Raw genomic sequence first — 23,808 nt, 5'->3', positions numbered from 1 at the left:
ATTATGCGCATAGATACCCATCAGCATTTTTGGCAATATGATCCCGTAAGAGATAGTTGGATTACCGATGAAATGCAAGTTATTCAACGGGATTTTACGCCCTTGGATATGCAGTTTGTCTTGGAGCGAAACGGATTCGCAGGTAGTGTTGCCGTTCAGGCCGATCAGTCTGACGCGGAGACAAACTACTTAGTGCAGCTATCCAAAAGTTACCCCTTTATCAAAGGTGTTGTCGGTTGGATTGACCTTCAGGCCGAAGACATCGAGCAACAGTTGATCAGCTACAAAGAATTGCCGGTAATCAAAGGTTTCCGTCATGTCGTTGAAGGGGAATTGGATCCGGATTTTTTGATTCGGCCGGCTGTGTTGAACGGGTTGAAGGCACTAGCCACTTTTGGTTATACCTACGATTTATTGATCCGTCCCCGTCATTACGAGGCTACGTTGCAATGTGTGCAGCAGAATTCAAATCTGCAGTTTGTGTTGGATCATATCGCCAAACCACCCATTAAATCAAAAGAGTTTGATGACTGGGCAGTGTTTATCGATAAGCTTGCAGCCTTTCCAAATGTGGTATGTAAAGTGTCCGGACTGGCAACGGAGGCGGATTGGTCAGGATGGAAATTGGATGATTTCACACAATATCTCGACCATATTTTTCAACGATTTGGAAAAGATAGGATTATGTTCGGGTCGGACTGGCCGGTATGCCTTTTGGCGGCCTCCTATGAAGAAAGTATCGCAATTGTGGAAGATAAATTGGACGATTTTACGGCTTCGGAAAAAAATGCGTTTTGGGCAGAGAATGCTATACGTGTATATAATTTATAACAAAGAAATCGGTATGTATGAAAGGGAAAGAATGCATACTGATTTCTTTAAGACAGTTAAATAGCGGGCATAAGTAGCGCGACGCTGTCGACAGGGTTTTAATCAATAACCAGTGAAACGAGTTTATTGATGCAGACAGGTTCGGCATTAATGAAACACACAATTCAATAAAATTATTATGGATCTTCATTTAAAAGATAAAGTTGTTATTGTTACGGGGGGTGCCAAAGGGATCGGGCGAGCTGTCGTTCATGCTTTAGCTAAGGAGCAGGCTATTCCTGTCATTGTTGGACGTAAGCAGGTCGACAATGAGAAAGTCAGGGATGAGGTGAAACAGTTCGGGATTGAAGCTTTGTGTATTGAAGCTGAATTGTCCAAACCTGAAGATTGTAGGAAAGCAGTACAAAAGACATTGGAGGTCTATGGTCGTATCGATGGTTTGGTAAATAATGCGGGACAAAATGATGGGGTAGGATTAGCTTCAGGCGATTACGAAAAATTTGTAGCCTCACTCCATAAAAACCTGATTCATTATTATTTAATGGCGCATCACGCCCTCGACGCTCTCAAAGCATCTAAAGGTAGTATCGTCAATATCTCTTCCAAAACGGGAGAAACCGGTCAGGGCAATACATCGGCTTATGCCGCTTCCAATGGTGGACGAAATGCACTGACACGTGAATGGGCGGTAGAATTGTTGCCTTATTCCATCCGGGTAAATGCGATTGTTGTTGCGGAATGCGCAACGCCACAATACGATACCTGGATTCAGACGCTACCAAATCCGGAGGAAATATTGAAAAAAATTACCGATCGTATTCCATTGGAAAATCGCATGACAACCGCAGAAGAAATTGCGGATACAACCGTATTCTTACTATCTGAAAAGTCAAGCCATACAACAGGACAATTGATCCACGTTGATGGCGGTTATGTGCATCTAGACCGTTCCATTATTGCGGAACACTAACCAGGCGAAAATTGAAAAAAGCCTATCTGTGATAAAAAAATAAGGCCTTGCCCTTCAAGCCGGAAGAACTACTCTTCCGGCTTTTTGTTTTTGATGTCCATTAACTAAGCCATAGCTGAAACGCATAAAACACGTAAATAGTGCTGTTTTCGCTGTTAATATGTTGATAATTTATAGGTTAACAAAAAAGATACAATTTTTTATTTGTTTATTTAATCGATTAAGCTTATACTTGTATAACTGATAATTATAAACTTAAGACAAGCTGCGGGATTCTTTCATTTTTTTTACCTTTCTAGTTTAAACGATTAAGCAAAAAACAAAATTAATTCCACATAACTGATTATATAAACAAGTTCCAGAAAGCGATTAAATGGATGAGCAATCGTTCATATTGAATATTTCAATTTTAGGACGCAATTGGATGTAATTTTTAAAAAGAAAATTTTCATCTGGCTGATAGGGAAAATCGAATTCATTTAATCCGTTGAAAATAGACATCCAAAACTAATTAATTACAGCATATGAAAAGATTCATGTTTTTATGGTGTATAGTCATGTTCGGTTATACATCTTTTGCTCAAAATCCAGCTGGACTGACTAATCTATCCAAACTATCGAATGCTAAAACCAGGTCTATCAGTCCTGAAAATTTTAGCGGTGGAAAAGGTAAAGGTGGAATGGCTGTCCCAAATGAAAAGGAGGGGGCGCGGAACCAGGCAAATGCTTCCCGAGCCGCCCGTGAATTGGGCGTAGGCTGGAAAGTTAATCCGTATGTTCATATCGGTGCCGGTGAGACCTTTACACTGGCCGAAATAGACGGATCGGGAATCATTCAGCACATCTGGATGACACCTACGGGAAACTGGAGTCAATCCATTATCAGGTTTTATTGGGACGGGGAGACCGAGCCTTCAATTGAAGCTCCGGTAGGTGCTTTTTTCGGCATGGGCTGGAATAAATATGCGCCTTTAAATTCACTGGCCATGACCGTCAACCCGGGGAGTGCATTTAATTCCTATTGGCAAATGCCCTTTCGGAAAAAATGTAAAATAACTATGGAGAATGTGAGCATTCATCCTATGGTGCTCTATTATCAAGTCAATTATGCTGAGACTGAGGTCGCAAATGATGAAGCCTATTTTCATGCGCAATACCGGAGATCCCATCCCACCGAAGGTTCTTTACATACCATTCTTGATGGTGTAAAGGGTAAGGGACATTATGTGGGAACCTATTTAGCCGTAGGAGTTAACAATACTGGTTGGTGGGGTGAAGGTGAGGTCAAGTTCTTTCTCGATGGCGATAAAGAGTTTGCAACGATTGTGACGACAGGGCTGGAAGATTATTTCTGTGGATCGTACAATTTTGAAAATAAAGAAACCCGACGCTATCAGGAATTTACTACCCCATATGCGGGACTACATCAGGTCATTCGGCCGGATGGTATATATGATTCTCAGCAACGATTTGGCATGTATAGATGGCATATTCTAGATCCTGTGCGTTTTGACGGCGACCTAAAGGTGACGGTTCAAGATCTGGGCTGGCGTTCCGAAGACCGATATCTACCGCAGAAATCCGATATCATTTCAGTCGCTTACTGGTATCAGACTGAACCTCACGGGAAATTTAAACCGCTTCCGGGAAAGAATGGGATAGAAATCAACTAAAGTTTAGGATCATGAAAATAAAACTATTCAACGCTATGATCATATTTTCAGTTATGTTCTCCGCCTGTCAGGGAAACAATAAGGAGCCGGGGCATACACAAAAAGGCAAATCTAATTTTGCTGACGACCTCACTTTTCTTCAAAAATGGGATAAGGAGCTGATTGTTCTCTCAGCTTCAGATACTGATGCGCAACTCATTGTTTCTCCCAAATATCAAGGTAAGGTATTCACTTCTACAGCCGGGGGGGCGGAGGGAAGGAGCTTTGGCTGGATCAACTACAAAGCATTCGATAAAGCTCTTGATCCACACATGAATGCCTATGGTGGTGAAGATCGACTATGGTTGGGTCCGGAGGGAGGTCCTTTTTCGTTGTTCTTTGCGCCCAATAAGGAGATGGTATTTGACAACTGGCATACTCCGGCAGCAATTGACAACGAAAGCTGGTCTCTGATTTCGTCCTCCACGAAAAGTGTGCGACTCGCCAAGGATATGGAACTGCAAAACTATGCCGGGACGCAATTCAAAATAAACGTCAATCGTCAGGTCGAGATATTGGAACGTAAAGAAATTGAGCAAATGCTTTCCGTTGCATTGGGGGATCAGGTGAAATCTGTTGGCTTCAAAACCACCAATAGCTTGCGCAATACAGGAGATTTTAGCTGGAATAAAAAGACCGGAGCACCCTGCATATGGAGTTTGGATATGTTTACACCTAGCCCTGAAACAGTGATTTTAATCCCCTATAAAGAGGATGCTACTGGGAAAGTGGCCACAACAGACTACTTTGGTGAGATTCAGTCCGACCGTATTGCCATGGAAAAAGGCATATTATACTTTAAAGCCGATGGTTTGTCCAGGGGCAAACTGGGGATACCGCCACATCGTGCGAAGCCCATCGCGGGGAGTTACGCTGCCGATGAAGGTGTGCTTACCATCACATTTTTTGATGTAGCCAATGGCGCCACCTATCTCAACCAGGAATGGACGACAAAAAAAGACCCTTTCCTAGGTGATGCAATGAATGCCTATAATGACGGTCCATTGGCAGATGGTACGCAAATGGGGCCTTTTTATGAAATCGAAAGTGTCTCTCCTGCGGCTTTTATTCCGCCCAATGAACAGATTGTGCACAGTCATAGCGTCTTTCATTTTACAGGCGATAAAACACAATTGAATACGATAGCTGAGAAGGTATTGGGAACGTCCTTAGCACGTGTTTCAACAATTTTTGGTCAACCTAAAAAGTAATAAATATGAAAACATATCCTAAAATTGGTATTCGCCCGATCATAGATGGCCGGTTGGGGGGCATCCGAGAGTCCTTGGAAGAGACAACAATGAATATGGCCAAGGCTGTTGTTGCTCTATTTCAAACCGAACTGCGGTATCCTGACGGAACGCCGGTGGCCTGTGTGATCGCAGATAGCTGTATCGGCGGGGTGCAAGAAGCGGCACATTGTGCCGAGAAGTTTGAACGCGAAAATGTAGGTGTATCACTTTCTGTGACACCATGCTGGTGTTATGGTTCTGAAACAATGGATATGAACCCCCTGCTGCCCAAAGCTATTTGGGGCTTTAACGGTACCGAAAGACCGGGAGCAGTATACTTGGCGGCAACCTTGGCCGCCCATAACCAGAAGGGGCTACCGGCCTTTGGGATCTATGGCAAGGACGTACAGGATATGGGAGACCAGCATATACCCGAAGACGTACGTGAAAAACTGCTCGCGTTTGCGCGAGCAGGATTAGCTGTGGCTATCATGCGGGGTAAGTCCTACTTGGCTATCGGTTCTGTTTCGATGGGAATAGCCGGATCTATTGTAGACGCAGATTTTTTTCAAAGTTATCTGGGTATGCGTAATGAATATGTGGACTCCTCAGAAATCCTGCGCAGGATACAACAAAATATCTTCGATCGGGAGGAATATAAACTGGCGTTGAAGTGGACACGTGAACATTGTCACGAAGGTGAAGATTTTAATCGGGAAAAGAACATCAAAAACCGTCAGGAGAAAGATCAGGATTGGGAGTTCGTTGTCAAGATGACGATGATTATGCGTGATCTGATGATCGGCAATCCAAGGCTTGTCGATCAGGGATTTGGCGAGGAAGCACAAGGTCATCATGCCCTTTTGGCGGGATTTCAGGGACAACGGCAGTGGACAGATTTCTTACCGGATGGTGATTTCTCGGAGGCCCTATTGAATTCGTCTTTCGATTGGAATGGTATACGGGCGCCGTATCTCGTCGCTACAGAAAATGATGCCTTGAACGGAGTGTCCATGCTATTTAATTATTTATTGACCAATACGGCACAGATTTTTGCTGATGTTCGTACCTATTGGAGTCCGGAAGCCGTAGCGCGCGTGTCGGGCTGGAAGCCAGAAGGAAGGGCTGCCGATGGTTTCTTGCATCTGATCAATTCAGGATCGGCAACCCTTGACGGCACGGGTAAGCAGCGTATTGGTGACAAACCCGTGATGAAACCCCATTGGGAGATTTCGGATCAGGAAGTTGATGCCTGCCTCAAGGCCACGACATTTTATCCCTCCAACCGAGATTATATGCGGGGCGGCGGTTTTTCATCTAAGTTTGTCACCGAAGGTGGAATGCCGGTAACTATGTGCCGACTCAATCTTGTGAAAGGACTTGGACCGGTATTGCAGATTGCCGAGGGATGGACCATAGCATTGCCCGAAGAAGTGCATCGTACGCTCGATGAACGTACCGATAAAATCTGGCCGACAACCTGGTTTGTACCTCGCTTGACCAATGATGCTAATTTTTCCACGGTGTATGCCGTTATGGCCAATTGGGGTTCCAATCACGGCGCCATCAGTTATGGACATATCGGTGCCGATCTGATTACATTGGCTGCCATGTTACGGATTCCGGTCAATATGCATAATATCGCTCAAGACGATATTTTTCGACCATCGGCATGGGGAGCTTTTGGAATGGACAGGGAAGGAAGCGATTATAGTGCATGCCGGGTATATGGGCCATTGTATAAATAAGATTTAAACATCAATAAAATTGTTATCACCATGAACAATGTAGACCCTGGAAAAAAGAAAAGATCCCTCTTTGTCAATGAGCAGGGCGTGAATTATCTTGTGCCGTTCATTTTTATTTGTAGCCTGTTTCTCTTATGGGGATTTGCCCACGGTTTTTTAGATGTTTTAGATAAGCATTTTCAGGATCTTTTACATGTCAGTAAAGCACAATCAGGCTTTGTACAATTTTCTCTTTATATTGGTTATTTGGCCATGGCGCTGCCAGCCGGGATATTCATTAAACGATATGGCTATCAGAAAGGCATTATACTTGGCTTGGCGATTTTCGCCATCGGTGCTTTTATGTTTTATCCAGCTGCCGCTCTGGGGGCATTTATTCCATTTTTGATCGCGTTGTTTGTCCTGGCTTGTGGACTTACCTTTTTGGAGACTGCTGCCAATCCCTATTCAACCGTATTGGGCAATAAAGCCGGAGCGGCACGACGAATCAATATCTCGCAATCGTTCAATGGACTTGGTTGGATCTTGGGACCCTTGATCGGTGGACTTTTCGTTTTTGGGATCGAGTCAACAGGTGAACACGATAAGTTTGATTCATTAGTGACACCCTATATGATGATTGGTAGTATCGTGGTGGTGGTTCTGCTTATTTTCATGGTCATCAAGTTGCCAGAAGTCAAAGAGGAGCCCGGTACAGATGGGGAGGAAAATCCGCCGTTGCGAAAGCTATTACAGCATCCGGCTTTTATGCTGGCCGTTGCCGCACAATTCTTATATGTCGCTGCACAGACGGGTACGAACTCGTTTTTTATCAATTATGTCATCGACGCAGTTCATGATCTACAAACACCTATTGGTCATATTATGGGACATTTGGGCTATTTTGGTGAATTTTTTATGCCCAAAAATAACGAACAGGCGGCTTCGATTCTACTCGCTTTCGGTGGGATGGGGGCATTCTGGATTGGCCGTCTTACGGGCTCCTATTTCATGCGATTTATTAGCCCGCGAAAGCTCTTGATGTGGTATGCTGTTGCCAATTGTGTGTTGGTCACGGTCGTCATCGCTGATATCGGATGGCTTTCGGTCTTCAGTCTGTTCACGACCTATTTTTTTATGTCCATCATGTTTCCTACGATCTTTGCCCTCGGGATTCAAGATCTTGGTACATTGACGAAAAAAGCTTCTTCATTCTTAGTAATGGCTGTCGCTGGGGGCGCTTTCTGTCCGCCTGTCATGGGACTGATCTCTGACCATTCCAAGATGGCCGTTGGTTTCTTTATACCGTTATTATGTTATTTATTTATCGCGTTTTATGGATTTTGGATGAAGCGAAAACTTAAAACCGAACAGATCACTGTGGGCGTGTCCCATTAAATCAGGAGAACAGCAATATGAGTAAGAATAAATATGTTATTGGAGTGGATTTTGGGACAGACTCTGTCAGGGCGATGTTGATGGATACAGTCACCGGAAAGATCCTTTCTGCATCCATCTGTTCATATGAACGTTGGCATAATGGCTTATACTGTGACGCCGGGAGCAGTCAATTCCGTCAACATCCGTTGGATTATATAGAAGGGTTGACCTCAGCGGTTAAAAACTGTCTGGAAGCAGTGGATCCGGAGATCAAACAAAATATCAGTGCCATATCTATGGCCATGACGGGATCAACTCCAGTAGCTGTCAATGCGCAGGGGACAGCACTGGCTCTTCTTGATACATTTAAGGACAATCCCAATGCAATGTTTGTGCTATGGAAGGATCATACCGCTATACAAGAGGCGGCGGAAATTAATACCATAGGAAAGAATGATCATCGGGGATACTTAAAATACGTAGGTGGAATCTATTCTTCGGAATGGTATTGGGCAAAATTATTACATGTATTGCGTGTTGATCCGGAGGTTAGGGAAGCATGTTATACCTGGGTTGAGCATAGTGACTGGATGCCTTTTTTGCTGACAGGTGGAAATGATGCCAATCAGATTAAAAGGAATGTATGTGCGGCAGGTCATAAAGCCTTATGGTCGCCGGCCTTTAATGGCTTGCCAGGTGCCGATTTTTTTAATGCGATCGATCCCATGTTAGGGACCTATGCCAAGCGATTCGGTGACCGGGTATATACAGCCGTTGAATCTGCGGGATATCTCTGTGCGCCATGGGCCGAGCAATTGGGCTTGTCTACCGATGTACAGATCGGTATTGGGTCCATCGATGCACATGTAGGGGCTGTAGGTGGAGAAATAAAGCCTTATTATATCAGCAAAGTCATCGGCACATCGACCTGCGACATGATGGTCGTGCCCAAAGCGGAGATGAAAGATGTCTTTGTGGAGGGAATCTGTGGTCAGGTAGAAGATTCCATCATCCCTGGTATGGTGGGACTTGAAGCTGGGCAGTCAGCTTTTGGAGATGTATTTTCCTGGTTTAAAGATTTGTTGCTATGGCCGGCAAAATTAAATACTTCTGCTGATTTCAGTGCAGTCTATGAACGTCTGGAAGATGAGCTGCTGAAGGAACTCAATCGTTCGGCTGCACAATTACCACTGCATATTGACGCCCCTTTTGCCTTGGATTGGTTTAATGGCCGAAGAACGCCAGATGCTGCACCGAGGTTGAAAGGTCTGATCGGGGGGCTCTCCTTAGGCACAACAGCACCTGCTATTTTTAGCGCCTTGGTCGAGGCTACTTGTTTCGGTTCGCGGGCGATTATGGAACGTATCGAAAGTGAAGGGATAAGAGTGGAAGGGATCAATGCAATCGGCGGAATCGCCAGTAAATCTCCCTTCGCCATGCAGATGATGGCCGATATCTTAAATCGCCCGATACATATCGCTGCTACAGAACAGGTCTGTGCGTTGGGCGCTTGTATGTTTGCCGCGGTCGTTAGTAACAGTTACGACACGATCGAAGAAGCGGCAGCCCGTATGGGAAAGGGAGATAAGGAAATTGTACAGCCTAGGTCTGAATATAAGGCGCATTTTGATCATCGGTATGCACAGTATTTACGGTATGGCGCTGTGCAAAATGATCGTGATAACAAAGTGTTGACTTAATGTATTTTAGCATGGAAGCAATAGCGCAAAAACAGGTCCGCACGGGTGGGCTGCAGGGTGTTTTGGATCATGATACATTTAATCTGGTCTATACGACTTATCAAGGGACTTTGTATAAAAAGTTTATGTTTCTACTCAATTTTCAAGAGACAGCAGAGGATATTCTTCAGGATGTTTTTTTGAAGACCTGGCAGTTGCGGGATACGATCAAAACAGAAAAATCATTGAAGAGCTATCTGTTTCAGATCGGTCGGAATTTAATTATGGATCACTACCGTAGGCAAAAACGGGAGCATGGTTTTACCCTCATCTATCGTGATTTTGTGAATGCGGTGGATCAAATAGATGTGGAATGTATATTCCATGAAGACAAATTTTCTAAATTAGAAGGAATTATCAATAAATTACCCCCGCGAAGAAGGCAGGTATTTGAACTGTGCAAATTGGAGCGAAGAACTTATGAAGAAGTAAGCGAACTATTGCATATTTCACCATCCACGATAAGTGATCATATCGTGAAAGCAATGCAGTTTATTAAAGTGCATTGGAATTAGCCTGTTAATGATGATCACAGCATTTAGTTTAAAAAAATAATATGAGCAAGAAGATCTCACTGAAGGATATCGCAGAGGCGGTAGGTGTTTCTACGGCATTGGTGTCTTATGTATTGAATGATAAAGACGAACAGACAAGGGTAAATAAGGACACGGCAAAGCGTATACGGGAGATGGCAAAAGAAATGAACTATCAACCCAACCAGATTGCGAAAAGTTTGAAAAGCGGTAAGTCGCAGGCAATCGGGTTATTGGTTGCGGATATTTCCAATCCTTTTTTCGGGAATCTCGCTCGGGCGATTGAGGATGAAGCCAAAAAATATGGTTATAGCGTACTTTTTGGAAGTTCCGATGAGAACCTGGAAAACTCGCAACGGTTGATTGATACCTTTGTTAATCGACAGATTGATGGGTTTATAATTGCTCCGGCCGAAGGGACAGCGTCGCAATTGGAGTATCTGAAAACAGCGAATATTCCTTTTGTGCTTATCGACCGTTACTTTAAGGATTTGGAAACTAGTTACGTGGTGGTCGATAATTTTAATGCGACTTATCAAGCAACACAGGCATTGCTGAACCAGGGGCATACCAAAGTTGCCTATGTTTGTTATAAAAACCAGTTGCAACATACGGAGGATCGGTATCGCGGGTATCTACAGGCGCTGGTAGATCAGGGAAAATCCGAAGACAGTAGTCTGGTGTGCGAAGTGGAATTTAATAACACGACTTATTTTCGGGAAAAATTTATCGAGCTATTGCAACCAGATCATGGGGTAGAGGCGATTCTATTTTCAACAAATACCTTATCTATTATGGGCCTAAAGATTATCAATGAACTGCATATTACCATTCCGGATGATTTAGCGGTCTTTTGTTTTGACGAGAGTGAATCCTATGACCTATTTTATTGTCCGATAAGTTATGTGAAGCAGCCCTTGTCCATGATCGGAAAGGAAGCCGTAAGGGTATTGCTCGAACAATTACAAGGGAAACCGTCCAGTGAACAACAAGTCATGTTGGACGTCGAAATCGTTGAACGCAAGTCTTGCCAGAAACAAAAATGAAAAAGCTATTGATTCTCTTATTCCTATTTGTAACGGGCCTCTTATACGGCCAGGGAACTTCGAGGTCATGGCAACAGCTGATGGCACCGGATACCTTGGGAACATGGGTGCAACCTGTGCAGGGGAAACCCGCAATGCCAGTTTGGGGACATACAAATGGTATAAGGATAGGACTGGACCCCTTGCCCGGACCAAGAGGACTGATCCGGATTTATACACCATATCTGGATTACGCTTTTCCGGAAGTCATGAATTTTATTGCTTTTGAACCTATCCCTAAGGGAGAGGAAACACGTGGGTTTTCTGAACTTGAAATGAGCAGCATCCATCCCGGAAAACGTGGAAAGCATTTTTGGAGTGCAGATCATGCGACAGCTTTTTTGCCCCTGGATGGAGCATATCCCGCACGGGGGATCGTGGAGCAGATTGATGGTGACGAGACGCTGACTGTGTATATTTTTGCTGAATCCTTTGACAATGGGGCCAATGTATATGTGCGGCTTCGTTTTTTTGCCTCCAGACCCTATGAATTTGAGTTGGCGACCTATACTTACCCCGGCTCTCAAGACTTGGATTATTTTATCACTACTGCGACAATGGGCAACAAAGCCCGGCTAAGGACCCTGTTCTTTCGAGACGGCAGGGAATCCTCGCTTGAACTTTGGCCCGATTACAACGATATCCATTTTACTCCGCATGCCCATTTTTCACAAAAGCGCATGCTGCGGAATAAAAATGGACGTGTCTATTTTATTGCAGCTCCAGATGAAATAGACTACCGCAAAACTAGCTATACTGCAGCGACTCATCAACATTGGAAGTATCGAGGTAAAAGGGCAACCCAATATTGGATAAAAAAGAATCCCAGTGAACAGCTCAGCGGACTGCTGAATGGAAGATTCACGTATTGGGCGAGTAAAGAAGCTATACCCGGAGGTGTCGCCATTGAAAATTTTGAATTGAAAGAACCATTTAAGCCGGGAGATTCCTTCGTTTTTGGAATTACACCGCTTTCGCCCGAAGCATTTATCGAGCATATCAAACAGTAACCAACGAAACGATAAATCCTCCTATAGAATAGGTTGATTAAAGAAAAAAAAATAATTTCCGAGCAGAGGATTTCGCGTGATCGAACGTATTTAGTTTATAGTTGCTATCGCATTACGCATATTTAGCTTAAACGATTAAATTTTTGTGCCGTAGTATAAACTGATTAATAACACCTAATATTAATGATTATGAAATGCTACCTAAATTTAGTGAACAGGCTCTGTATAGCCTTTCTGTTCTGTACATTTTTCTTGCAGGCAAAAGCGATACAATCTCCGGCCTTGTTACAACAAAAGATCATTCGGGGCGAGGTTAGGGAAAGTGGTACGAATACAGTACTAGCGGGTGTCAATGTGAGGGTAAAAGGAAAAACAGGTGGGACTATCACCAATGCAAATGGGCTATACGAAATCCGTGTAGACTCCAAAGAAAGTATACTTGTTTTCTCTTATACTGGAAAGAAGACCGAGGAGCGTCCGGTGGGAGGGAATGATCGGATTGATGTGGACCTTACGGATGAGACCAATATGATTGCAGAGGTGTATGTTGGTTATATGACACAGCGAAAAGCAGATCTGACAGGTTCCGTTGCGATCGCAAATGCAAGTGATATTGCCAAGAACCCATCGGCAAATGCGATGAAATCCCTGCAGGGAAAATTAGCCGGTGTGCACATCACCACCAATGGCGGAAATCCGGCGGAAGGAGTCAACGTACAGATCAGGGGTTTGTCATCACTTTCCGGAGGGGTGAAGCCGCTCATTGTGTTGGATGGTATGCCCACCGAGAATCTTAATCTCCGTGATATCAATGCTGCAGATATCGAATCTATTCAGGTATTGAAGGATGCAGCTTCTGCAAGTATTTATGGTGCCCGGGCTTCTGGTGGGGTCATCCTCGTCCAGACAAAAAAGGGTAAAATCGGACAGACAAAAGTCGATTACAATGGAAGTGTTGGTATAAGCAACATTGTGCGCAAACCTACATTGATGAATGCAGAACAATACGGCAGGGCAACCTTTAGGGCTTACGCCTACGATGAAGCAGTTTACGGGGTGCCGATGACGTTGCCCAAAACCTATGATTTTACCTGGCACAGGGATGCCGAGGGGCGTGCGGTGCTGGATGCTGTCAAACCAGCAGAGTATCTCAATGCCGAAAAAACGGTGAAAAGTGCCGACACGGACTGGCTTGATGAAATACTCCGGCCAGCCCTGATGACAAACCATCAGGTAGCCGTTTCCAGTGGTACAGAAAAATCAAGAAGCATGTTTTCATTGGGATACTTTGAAAATCAGGGAACACAGATACATACCTTTTTTAGACAGTTTTCACTGCGTGCCAATAATGAGATCAATTTAATAAATAATCGTCTAAAAGTGGGGGAGAATTTCGCGATTTCCTACCTGCGCTACCGCGATGCCAACGAGATGCGTTGGGCACTGATCAATCCGCCGGCTGTTCCCGTACATGATATTTATGGTGGCTGGGCCGGCGCCGCGGGCTTTGACGACTTCACAAATCCTGTGCGTGTACTTACCGACAACAAAGATAATGTCAATAATTATGTGAAGATGATCGGTAATGTCTTTGTCGATCTCAATATCTGGAAAGGAATTTCCGCCCGTTCCCAATTTGGTGTAGACTATGGAAATGCCTATCGAAGGACTGTGGAGAAGAAATGGTCTGAAACAGGTGGGCGGAATAGTGATGACGAAAACTATGTAGGGAATACACAATCTCATCCGCTGAGTTATGTTTGGACAAATACACTTTCCTATACCTTACAGAATGACAGGCACAGTCTAGATGCGGTACTGGGCACGGAATATACACGTTTTGTCGAAGAAGGTTTTTCGGCACGACGGGAAGGAATATACCTGGAGGATCGCGACTTTGCACATATCGGCGTAACTAATGGGACAAAGTATTCACTTGGAAGTACGGCGGATGAATACGTTTACCTTTCGTATTTCGCAAAAGCCAATTACGTGTATAACCAAAAATACCTGTTTTCGGCAACTTTGCGCCGGGATGGATCCTCACTTTTTGGGGCGAATAATAAATTTGCCATGTTTCCGGCTTTTTCAGCTGGCTGGCGGATAAGCAATGAGCCCTTTATGAAAGACTATACATTTATATCTGACCTAAAGCTACGGGCTGGATGGGGAGCCAATGGAAGTGTACAGGGACTGCCACGGGGGTATACCTCTACACCATTTACAACGGATTATTTTAGTACATCTTATCCGATCGAAGGAAATGAGACGGGGCCACTGTATTCGGGGTATCGACGGACCTGGCTGGGCAACCCCAATCTGAAATGGGAGACAACAACACAAACAGACGTGGCCCTGGATTTTAGCCTATTTGACAGTAGGCTTTCCGGTTCCTTTGGCTACTATTTTAAGAAAACAAAGGATATCCTGGTTCAGACGCCATACATTGCGGCTATGGGCGAGGGGGGCGAACCCTGGATCAATGGCGCAAGTATGAATAACCGTGGGATCGAAGTGGATATCAGCTATCACAACAATCCACAAAACGCATTCCGGTATACCATCTCGGCAAATCTAGGCACTTATAAGACCAAAATTGTTAGCCTGCCCAAAGATGTCATCAATAAATACCCTGGCAACGGAGTCAATGACCTTGTGTTGGGAAGGACGCCAAATATCTTGTACGGCATGGTCGCAGATGGTATTTTTAAGACACAGGAGGAAGTCGACAATCATGCGGAGCAACCCGGCAAAGCGATCGGCCGGATTCGTTACAAAGACATTGACGGCAACGGAAAGATCGAGGAGTTTTATGACCGTGCCTATATCGGTGTCAAAGATCCCAAGTTTTTCGGTGGGGTAACCTTCGATTTGAGTTACCGCAATTTTGACCTCAATATCTTCTTCCAGGGGGTATTTGGCAATAAAGTAAACAACCTATGGAAATTGGAGTCTGATCTGTGGAACATCAATGTACCGGCACACAAGAACCACCCTACACGCATTTTGGATGGCTGGTATTTTGATCATACAGACTCTGATATTCCGGCGATCTCCAATTCGACTTTAAATGCGGAGCAGCGCCCCTCAAGTTATACTGTCGAAGACGGTTCCTATTTAAAATTACGGAATATCGAGCTTGGCTATACGCTTCCGCAGGCGATTTCCAAAAAAATAGCAATGAATAATTTAAGGTTTTATTTTTCCGGGCGTAATCTGTTGACATTCAAAAAAAGCTGGGGCAGGGACCGATATACCAGTTTTGATCCTGAAATGCCTGATTATGGCTACCTGACCCCGATGATTTTAACCTTTGGTATCAACGTAACCTTTTAAACTTTCATACTATGAAAACGTATAAAATAAAGATATGCCTTGCGCTTTTGCTATTATCCGGCGTAAGTTGTTCTGATTCCCTTGATATTGCTCCTAAACAGGTGCTGGATGAGTCTTTTTTGGTCAAGCCGGAGGATATGGACGGATTTGTGACCGCTGCTTATGCGCGAATGACCGATATTCCATCCTTTGATTCTCCTTTTGCACCCTGGTGGTCGGGTTCGATGCGGGCTGATGATTCCTATAAAGGCGGCGGTGGAACATGGGATGGTGATGGTTGGCATAATATGGAGATTTTTGTCGGTGTCAATCCCAATGGATGGCCGTTGGATTATCCCTGGTATGTATCTTACCAGATTATCCAACGCTGTAATACCGCGATACAAAAATTGGAGCAGATTAAGGAGGAAGACTTTCCGCAAAAGAATGCCCGTCTCGGAGAGGTGAAATTTATACGGACATTCACCTTTTTTAGGCTAAAACAATTCTGGAAATATATACCCTATATTGATGAAAAAGTAGTTGGTACCAGTGCAGATTTTGAAGCGGTACCCAATAGAGAGCAGGACCAGCCCAATGACCAGTATCTATGGAATAGAATATTGGCTGATTTTAAAGAAGCCGAACAATTATTGCCCGCTACCCAGCCGGAAAAGGGACGTGTTGATAAAAATGCGGCAACAGCGATGGTTGCCCGAACGCTGTTATTTATGGCTTATGAACAGAATGATAAACATACTGTCGTCAATATCAATAAAGAAAGACTAAGTGAAGCATTGACTTATCTGAACAAATTGACCGATCAAGAAGGTGGAAAGGTCGGTCTACAGAATGATTTCGCGGAAAATTTTGATATAAATTTTGATAATAAGACAAAAGAATCCATTTGGGAGATTCAATATTCGATTGATGATGGAAGTTCCACCGGTGGCAAGATCAATCGGAGTGAGGGACTAAATCACCCTTTTCAATGGGGTGGTTTCCAATGTTGCGGATTTCATCAGATCAGCTATACGATGGCCAATGCATTTAAAACGGGGACAAATGGACTTCCTCTATTCGATACATATAATAATGGGAGTTATGCGGACGGGGATGCGGTGTTTTTTGGCGGTAACAGTTTTGATCCAAGATTTAGCCATACTGTAGCTGCTCCGGGGCAGCCCTGGAAATACAATCCAAATCTTCTTTTTGAAACAAAAGGAATCCGAAACGGTGCTGAATACGGCTACCTGAAATCCATTAAGGAGCTGCCACAACCAGATTGTAAATGTTTGCTATACGATGGTTGGCAATTTAACTCGATGAACAAGAAAATGATCCGCTACGATGAAGTATTGCTCTGGAAAGCTGAAGTGCTTATTCAGTTGGACCGTTGGAATGAATCGTTGCCCTTGATTAACAAGATTCGCGAACGCGCTGCAAAAAGTACTGCACGGTTGGTGAAAAAGGATGGCTCGCCGGTGCTCAACTACAAAATTGCAACGTATCAACCCGGTGTCAATTGCACTTGGGATAAAGCTTTTGCCTGGAAAGCATTGCAATGGGAAAACCGTCTTGAGCTGGCAGCAGAGGGCCGTCGTTTTTTTGATCTGCAACGCTGGGGGATATTGGAGCAAACAATGAATGCATACTTTTCGGTCGAAAAAAATAGGTTTAAATGGATGGGAGCAGCACGTTTTACGGCTGGGCGTGATGAATATTTTCCGATCCCGCAGCCCCAGATTAACTGGGCAAAAGGAAATTACACACAAAATCCGGGCTATTAATCCCTGATGATAACGATTTTAAAAAGTGATGATAAAGATATTGATCAAGAATAGGCTGTTCCTTCGTCGTCTTCTACGGATGCTGCTGATCGTATGTGGTCCATACGCTGTGTGCTGGGCGAATACAGATCCAGGGAAAATAAGTCCGTTGATTAAAGCCATTGAGGTGGATCGTATCGGGGGACAACTGCCCGAGCTGAGCTATGAAAAAATTGGACGTCAGGTTGTTAAAGTCAAGGTTTCGTTAAACCTGCCCCAAGATATGAACTGTGCTGATTGGCAGATCAGGATTTTGCCGGCATTTCAGCCCAACTTCCATTGGGCGCCACATTTGACACCTTCGGATGATCATATTATTGCCCAGCACGTCTTTAGGGCTCCGATGATGATGCTTGCTGATCAGCGCAAGCAACTTGTTATTATCCCTGATGTTGACCTACTGAATCGTACCTTGGCCAGGGATTGGTATATGGATATGGATGCGGAAAGAAATCAGTTAACACTGGGACGTTCACTGGCACAAGTCGCGGAACATGTCCTGTTCAAGCGGAAATCAGGAAATACCTACGCCAGCGGAAAGTTTGAATTTGCGTTTTATGTGCTATCGTTTGACGACCGGGAGGTCGCGGATAATCCTTTTCGAAGACCATTGGCATTTTACTGGAAAAAGTGGGGTGAGGGGCTTTTTGATCAGGGCGAACCGATCTCCGGGGATTTGGAAACCTACGTTAGGCATAGCTATCACTGGGCATTTCAATCCTGGGTCAAGCAGGTGTGGCAGTCTTTTGAAATTAACGGGAAAAAAGTGGGGGCGCCAACTTTTATAGTCAATACCACACAAAGCCCCAACTATCCGGGAAAGACCACCGAACGGGAATTTCGTTCCATATGGAATCAGGCCTGGTTTAGCTCTTTACGGTCTGCCAGTGGCCTGTATCGTTTTGCAAAGCGAACGGGAAATCAGGACCTTTTGGATAAAGCGAATCTGACCAAAGAGCTGACCTTATCCTATCCCAAAAAGAAGGGGTTTTTCTATGGTCTGATCGGAACAGAAATGGAGGATACTACGGACGGAGATGGTACTAAAAAATCCCTACGCAGCAAAGGCTGGGCGCATTATTATTGGGGGAATTCAAACCGAAATCCCTATACCTGGGATGCCCGTAAATCGCCCTTTCATATCCTTGATATGAGTTGGACAGCGCTGTTGATGTTGCGCTGGTACGACGAGCTCGAAAAAGACCCCCGTTTGCTCGCCTATGCCGAAGATTATGGGAAGTCGCTGCTCGAAGTTCAATCAGCGAATGGATTTTTTCCGGGCTGGTTGGATGTAGAAACATTAAAACCGCTCGCTCATCTAAACGAATCTCCAGAGAGTGCACTGTCCGTTACCTTTTTATTGATGCTATACCGCATAACGCAAAAGGAGGAATATAAGCTTGCAGCCCTAAAGGCAATGCAGGCGATTATGCGGGAGATAATCCCGGATGGGCGTTGGGAAGACTTCGAGACCTATTGGTCTTGTTCACGTATCGGATCCGAAGATTGGGTAGGGAAAAAGGTGTCGCGCAACGACATGTACAAGCAGAACAATTTTTCCATGTTTTGGACTGCGGAAGCCTTATTGGAATGTTATCAAGTCACAAAATCAAAAGAGTACCTCAAAACAGGACAGCGCACGCTGGATGAGCTGTTGATGACACAGGCCGCCTGGCAACCCCATTTTATCCCAATAAAAGCATTGGGCGGATTTGGGGTGATGAACGCAGACGGGGAGTGGAATGATGCCCGGCAGAGTTTGTTTGCTGAATTGATTATTCGTTATGGAAAGGAATTGAAGCAAAAAGAGTATCTCCAGCGGGGACTAGCTGCGCTACGGGCTTCCTTTGTCATGATGTACTGCCCTGAAAATCCCGATACCAAAGCACAATGGGAAGAGGCCTGGCCATTTTTTGGAAAGGAAGATTATGGCTTTATGATGGAAAACTATGGTCATGGTGGGGAGACAAATGCAAAAGGTCTGGGCATAGGAGAGTTTACGATCTACGATTGGGGCAATGGCGCTGCAGCAGAAGCCTATAACCGGATATTGGACCACTACGGGACGGATTTCATAGCGGGGAAGAAGCTGTAGAATCTCTGATATTAAGGCAGTTAAACAAAAAAAGCCTGTTCATACGAACAGGCTTTTTTTGTGGTGCCACCTGGGTTCGAACCAGGGACACAAGGATTTTCAGTCCTTTGCTCTACCAGCTGAGCTATGGCACCAGTTGACCTTTTATTTAAATCTGTGATCATCAGATTGAAGCGTGGTGCCACCTGGGTTCGAACCAGGGACACAAGGATTTTCAGTCCTTTGCTCTACCAGCTGAGCTATGGCACCGCTTTTTTGCTATGGGTTTGTTCCCCTATTGCGATGCAAATATAGTGTGATAATTTGAATTCTAAAATTTTTATGTGGATTATTTTTCCTCTTTTTTCGAAAGTGTTGATTTTGATCGAGATAAAATTACAAGAAACTAACATAGAGGAAAAGGAATAAGCTGTATCTTTGCATTTCAATAAATAGCGATGAGTAAAAGAGGAAGAGTTTTAGTTGCAATGAGTGGAGGGGTCGATAGCTCCGTTGCTTCTGTCATGCTCCACGAACAAGGATATGAGGTCATAGGTATTACGATGAAGACTTGGGATTATGCGTCCGCGGGTGGTTCATCTAAGGAGACGGGATGTTGTAGCCTCGACAGTATCAATGACGCTCGTACATTAGCCGTAAACTATGGTTTCCCTCATTATATATTAGATATACGCGATGAGTTTGGAGACTTTGTAATTGATAATTTTGTAGAGGAATATATTGCTGGGCGTACACCCAATCCTTGTGTTCTTTGTAATACCCACATTAAATGGGAAGCTTTGATGAAACGTGCCGATAAACTGGATTGTGAATTTATCGCTACGGGCCACTATGCCAATATCCGTATGCACGATAATGGCCGTTATGTGATATCAAAGGGTAAGGATGAAAATAAGGATCAATCCTACGTCCTATGGGGAGTATCGCAGGAAAACCTAGCACGTACACAGTTCCCATTGGGATCCTTCACGAAAAAAGAAATCCGTCAGATGGCCCTGGATATGGGACAGAAAGAGCTCGCCAATAAATCAGAAAGCTACGAAATCTGCTTTGTGCCGGATAACGATTACCGTGCTTTTCTGAGACATAAAGTGCCTACATTGGATCAAAAGATCGGTCCGGGTAATTTCATCCTTTCAGACGGAACAGTTGTCGGTAAACATATTGGATACCCGTATTTTACCATCGGTCAACGTAAAGGTTTGGGCATTGCTTTGGGTAAACCCATGTTTGTGATCGAAATTCTTCCTGAAAGTAATACAGTGGTATTGGGAGAGGAGCATGAACTTGAAAAGTCACATGCTTACGTTCGTAATGTAAACTTCGTGAAATATGCGGGTCTCGACCAACCGATGGAAGCTATTTCAAAAGTACGTTATAAAGATTCAGGTGCTTTGTCGACTATCTCGCAAGAGGGCGATAAAGTGCGGATAGATTTCGTGCATAATGTAAAAGGTATCGCGCCCGGACAGTCGGCCGTATTCTACGAAGGAAACGACCTCTTAGGGGGTGGTTTCTTGATGAAATAATAAACTAGAAATCTTACAACAAGTATAGATAAAGGGAGTCCAACAGCGTTGGATTCCCTTTTTTGTTACATTTCGTTTGGCACTTTATTCCCATTTCCTTTGCCTTGCTGCTTTTACAATCATCCCTTCCTACCGTATACTATTTTTTACTCTTAGATTCTCTTAGTTTATGGAGCGACAGATTTTTTATTTTCTATTTACTAATAATTTTAGTAATTTTAAATTATGAATCCGTCAGAATATTTTAAGGGCAGGGGGGCACAGATCAATCCCAGTAACAAATTTTTTTCCAATCAGTATGTGCAGGAGCACATTGAGGGGTTGGACGAAGAATTTCTTGGGGCCGAAAAAACACAGTTTATTCCGACGCATCCAAAGTCCATTATCTCCAAATCCAATAGTCCAGACCTACGCTTTGAAAGGTCTATTAATCCTTATCAGGGCTGCGAGCATGGTTGTATTTACTGCTACGCCCGCAATTCGCATGAATACTGGGGCTTTAGTGCAGGACTGGATTTTGAGCGCAAAATCCTGGTCAAGCATAATGCGGCGCAGCTCCTGGAGCATGAGTTTCGCAAGTCGAGCTATCAGCCTGATTTGATTATGTTATCCGGCAATACGGATTGCTACCAACCTATTGAGAGAAAATTGGGGATCACACGTTCGCTTTTAGAATTGATGCTTAAATACAGGAATCCCGTTTCCATTATCAGCAAGAATGTATTGATGCGAAGGGATTTTGATCTCTTGCGCGAGCTTGCAGCACTGAATCTGGTATCCGTTGCCGTGACCATTAATTCGCTACGTGAAGAGGTACGGCAGAAGATGGAACCCAGGACCGCTACAGCGTCAGCGCGGTTAAAACTAATCGAGGGATTGACGGGAATAGGTGTACCCGTAATGCTGATGATGGCTCCCATTGTTCCGGGAATCAATAGCGATGAGATTTCAGATTTGATTCGTTCGGGAGCAGACGCAGGAGCAATTACGGCCTCCTATACGATTGTGCGGCTCAATGGACAGATCGGTGGTATCTTTAAGGATTGGCTTTATCAGAATTACCCGGATCGTGCTGAAAAGGTATTGCATTGGATCGAGGCTTGTCATGGTGGAAAGATTAATGACACTGATTTTGGGCGAAGGATAAAAGGGGATGGCAATATGGCCGAGAGCCTGCAGCATCTGTTTAAATTGTCAGTCAAAAAATATATGGGGAATGGTACCTTGCCTTCCTTGCGCAAAGATCTTTTCCGCCTACCAGATGCAGGTACGCAACTGGGCTTATTTTAACACAATAAAGGATCCGATTTCTAAAAGAATCGGATCCTTTATTTCGAACGGAGATCGTTGGCTTCTGAAATGATGAAACCGCTAAAATTGACTTTTAATCCTTATTTTTTCTTTTGATCAATACGTAGCTGAGATATAATAATACGAGCCAGACGGGAATCAGTTCAACCGGCAATTTCATGCCCGTTACCCACATGATACCCAGTACAGCGATCAGAAAGACCAGACAGATGTAATTGCTCAATGGATAGAGAAACGAAGGAAATTTCGTTTGAACATGTACGTCAAGTTTATTTTTTCTAAAATACAAGTGTGTAATTGAAATCATTACCCAGTTGATGATCAGTGAAGATACGACCAGCGACATCAGGATCTCCAATGCATTCTTTGGAGCGACATAATTGATGAAAACACAGATTGCGGCAAACACCGCCGAAACCAGAATAGCATTGATAGGTGCGTGGTTTTTGTTGAGTTTGGATAAAAACTTAGGGGCATTACCCTGCTCTGCCAGTCCAAAGAGCATCCTGCTATTGCTGTATACACTACTGTTATAGACAGATAAGGCCGCAGTAAGCACTATGAGGTTGAGGGCGTTTGCTATGATTTTTGTGAACTGGAATGTTTTTCCGAATAGGCTAAACTCAAACCCATTGAGTTTGTCAAAGACCAGAACAAAGGGACTGGTATCGGCTGTGATATTTGTCCAGGGTGTAAGCGAAAATAGGATAATCAAAGCCCCGACGTAAAAGATCAGGATCCGATAGATGACCTGATTGGTCGCTTTGGGAATGTTTTTTTCGGGATGTTCGGCTTCCGCTGCAGTAATACCGACCAATTCAAGTCCGCCAAAGGAAAACATGATCAGTGCCATGGCGGATAGCAATCCTTCATAACTTCCGTCTCCGGTCTGGTTAAACCAGCCTTTCGGGAAGAAGCCACCATGTGAGGTGAGGTTACTCAGGCTTGCCTGCTCGCCACCGGTGCCACTCACTAAAAGGTATACACCAAAGACAATCATGGCAATAATAGCCACAACCTTGATGATCGAAAACCAAAATTCGGTCTCGCCATAAATTTTCACAGAGGCAAGGTTCAGGGCATTAATGGCAAAGAAAAAAAATAAACTTGATCCCCATAATGGGATTTCTGGCCACCAGAACTGTACATACACACCGATGGCTGTCAGTTCGGCCATGCTCACTAAAATATAAAGCACCCAATAGTTCCAGCCGGAAGCGTAACCGGCAAAAGATCCCCAGTATTTATTCGCGAAGTAACTAAAGCTCCCCGAAACGGGTTCTTCAACCACCATTTCTCCCAACTGACGCATAATGAAAAAGGCAATTATCCCAGCAAATGCGTAACCGAGTATCACTGCTGGTCCTGCGAGTGTCGCCGCCTTTCCGATTCCCAGAAACAGTCCCGTTCCAATGGCACCGCCGAGAGCGATCAGCTGAATATGTCTATTTTGTAGTCCCCTTTTTAATTGTTTCGAATCTTTGTTATCCTGTTTCTCCATCTGTATGGT

General features: G+C 44.2%; 16 protein-coding genes and 2 tRNA genes. 15 read left to right on the top strand and 3 right to left on the bottom strand.

Annotation, left to right across the window (positions count from 1 at the left end; all coding sequences use genetic code 11):
• Positions 1-3 precede the first annotated feature (3 nt).
• The 13 genes from HMAT_RS13490 to HMAT_RS13430 all read left to right on the top strand — a co-directional run bounded on the left by HMAT_RS13490 (position 4) and on the right by HMAT_RS13430 (position 19,458).
• Complete coding sequence (locus HMAT_RS13490) at positions 4-831, top strand: amidohydrolase (protein ID WP_104383187.1); 828 nt, start codon at positions 4-6, stop codon at positions 829-831.
• A 178-nt stretch (positions 832-1,009) separates the two neighbouring features.
• Positions 1,010-1,801 carry an SDR family oxidoreductase gene (locus HMAT_RS13485; protein WP_104383186.1) on the top strand — a complete coding sequence of 264 codons (792 nt, stop codon included), beginning with the start codon at positions 1,010-1,012 and terminating at the stop codon, positions 1,799-1,801.
• 524 nt (positions 1,802-2,325) lie between these two features.
• On the top strand, positions 2,326-3,474 hold the full coding sequence (locus tag HMAT_RS13480; RefSeq protein ID WP_104383185.1) for a glycoside hydrolase family 172 protein: 1,149 nt from the start codon (positions 2,326-2,328) through the stop codon (positions 3,472-3,474).
• An 11-nt stretch (positions 3,475-3,485) separates the two neighbouring features.
• Positions 3,486-4,724 carry a DUF6786 family protein gene (locus HMAT_RS13475; protein WP_104383184.1) on the top strand — a complete coding sequence of 413 codons (1,239 nt, stop codon included), beginning with the start codon at positions 3,486-3,488 and terminating at the stop codon, positions 4,722-4,724.
• Positions 4,725-4,729: 5 nt separating this feature from the next.
• Positions 4,730-6,493 carry an L-fucose isomerase gene (locus tag HMAT_RS13470; RefSeq protein WP_104383183.1) on the top strand — a complete coding sequence of 588 codons (1,764 nt, stop codon included), beginning with the start codon at positions 4,730-4,732 and terminating at the stop codon, positions 6,491-6,493.
• A gap of 30 nt (positions 6,494-6,523) precedes the next feature.
• The gene (gene fucP / locus HMAT_RS13465) at positions 6,524-7,870 is read left to right on the top strand and encodes an L-fucose:H+ symporter permease (RefSeq protein ID WP_104383182.1); all 1,347 of its coding nucleotides are present in this window, start codon (positions 6,524-6,526) and stop codon (positions 7,868-7,870) included.
• Positions 7,871-7,887: 17 nt separating this feature from the next.
• Positions 7,888-9,552: a ribulokinase gene (locus HMAT_RS13460; protein ID WP_104383181.1), complete on the top strand. Its 1,665-nt coding sequence runs from the start codon at positions 7,888-7,890 to the stop codon at positions 9,550-9,552.
• Positions 9,553-9,563: 11 nt separating this feature from the next.
• Positions 9,564-10,106 (top strand): RNA polymerase sigma factor, encoded by a 543-nt coding sequence (locus tag HMAT_RS13455; protein ID WP_158655827.1) that lies wholly within the window; start codon positions 9,564-9,566, stop codon positions 10,104-10,106.
• 41 nt (positions 10,107-10,147) lie between these two features.
• Entirely contained in the window at positions 10,148-11,170 is a 1,023-nt protein-coding gene (locus HMAT_RS13450; protein WP_104383179.1) for a LacI family DNA-binding transcriptional regulator, read from the top strand.
• A complete protein-coding gene (locus HMAT_RS13445) occupies positions 11,167-12,219 on the top strand; it encodes a hypothetical protein (RefSeq protein ID WP_104383178.1) in 1,053 nt (350 codons plus the stop codon). The genes HMAT_RS13450 and HMAT_RS13445 overlap by 4 nt, the downstream gene beginning before the upstream one ends.
• Before the next feature lie 189 nt (positions 12,220-12,408).
• Positions 12,409-15,555, top strand: a complete 3,147-nt coding sequence (locus HMAT_RS13440) for a TonB-dependent receptor (RefSeq protein WP_199768621.1) — start codon at positions 12,409-12,411, stop codon at positions 15,553-15,555.
• 11 nt (positions 15,556-15,566) lie between these two features.
• Positions 15,567-17,324, top strand: a complete 1,758-nt coding sequence (locus HMAT_RS13435; protein WP_104383176.1) for a RagB/SusD family nutrient uptake outer membrane protein — start codon at positions 15,567-15,569, stop codon at positions 17,322-17,324.
• Positions 17,325-17,352: 28 nt separating this feature from the next.
• A complete protein-coding gene (locus tag HMAT_RS13430) occupies positions 17,353-19,458 on the top strand; it encodes a hypothetical protein (protein ID WP_158655826.1) in 2,106 nt (701 codons plus the stop codon).
• A gap of 61 nt (positions 19,459-19,519) precedes the next feature.
• On the opposite strand, the gene HMAT_RS13425 is transcribed toward HMAT_RS13430, so the two are convergent.
• Together HMAT_RS13425 and HMAT_RS13420 are read right to left on the bottom strand one after the other, a co-directional pair.
• Positions 19,520-19,592 (bottom strand) — tRNA-Phe (locus tag HMAT_RS13425).
• A 42-nt stretch (positions 19,593-19,634) separates the two neighbouring features.
• Positions 19,635-19,707, bottom strand: a tRNA-Phe gene (locus tag HMAT_RS13420).
• A 188-nt stretch (positions 19,708-19,895) separates the two neighbouring features.
• On the opposite strand from HMAT_RS13420, the gene mnmA reads away from it, so the two are divergent.
• A complete protein-coding gene (gene mnmA, locus HMAT_RS13415) occupies positions 19,896-20,987 on the top strand; it encodes a tRNA 2-thiouridine(34) synthase MnmA (RefSeq protein WP_104383174.1) in 1,092 nt (363 codons plus the stop codon).
• Positions 20,988-21,212: 225 nt separating this feature from the next.
• Positions 21,213-22,277, top strand: coding sequence for a PA0069 family radical SAM protein (locus tag HMAT_RS13410; protein ID WP_104383173.1), 1,065 nt, complete (start codon positions 21,213-21,215; stop codon positions 22,275-22,277).
• 94 nt (positions 22,278-22,371) lie between these two features.
• Here the strand turns inward: HMAT_RS13410 and HMAT_RS13405 are convergent, their stop codons facing one another.
• Complete coding sequence (locus tag HMAT_RS13405; protein WP_104383172.1) at positions 22,372-23,799, bottom strand: amino acid permease; 1,428 nt, start codon at positions 23,797-23,799, stop codon at positions 22,372-22,374.
• Positions 23,800-23,808: the final 9 nt, after the last annotated feature.

Source organism: Sphingobacterium sp. HMA12 (assembly GCF_002933815.1).
In the GTDB taxonomy this organism is placed as follows: Bacteria; Bacteroidota; Bacteroidia; order Sphingobacteriales; family Sphingobacteriaceae; genus Sphingobacterium.
The sequence above is the reverse complement of the archived record's forward strand: the minus strand, read 5'-3'. Positions and strand labels throughout refer to the sequence as shown.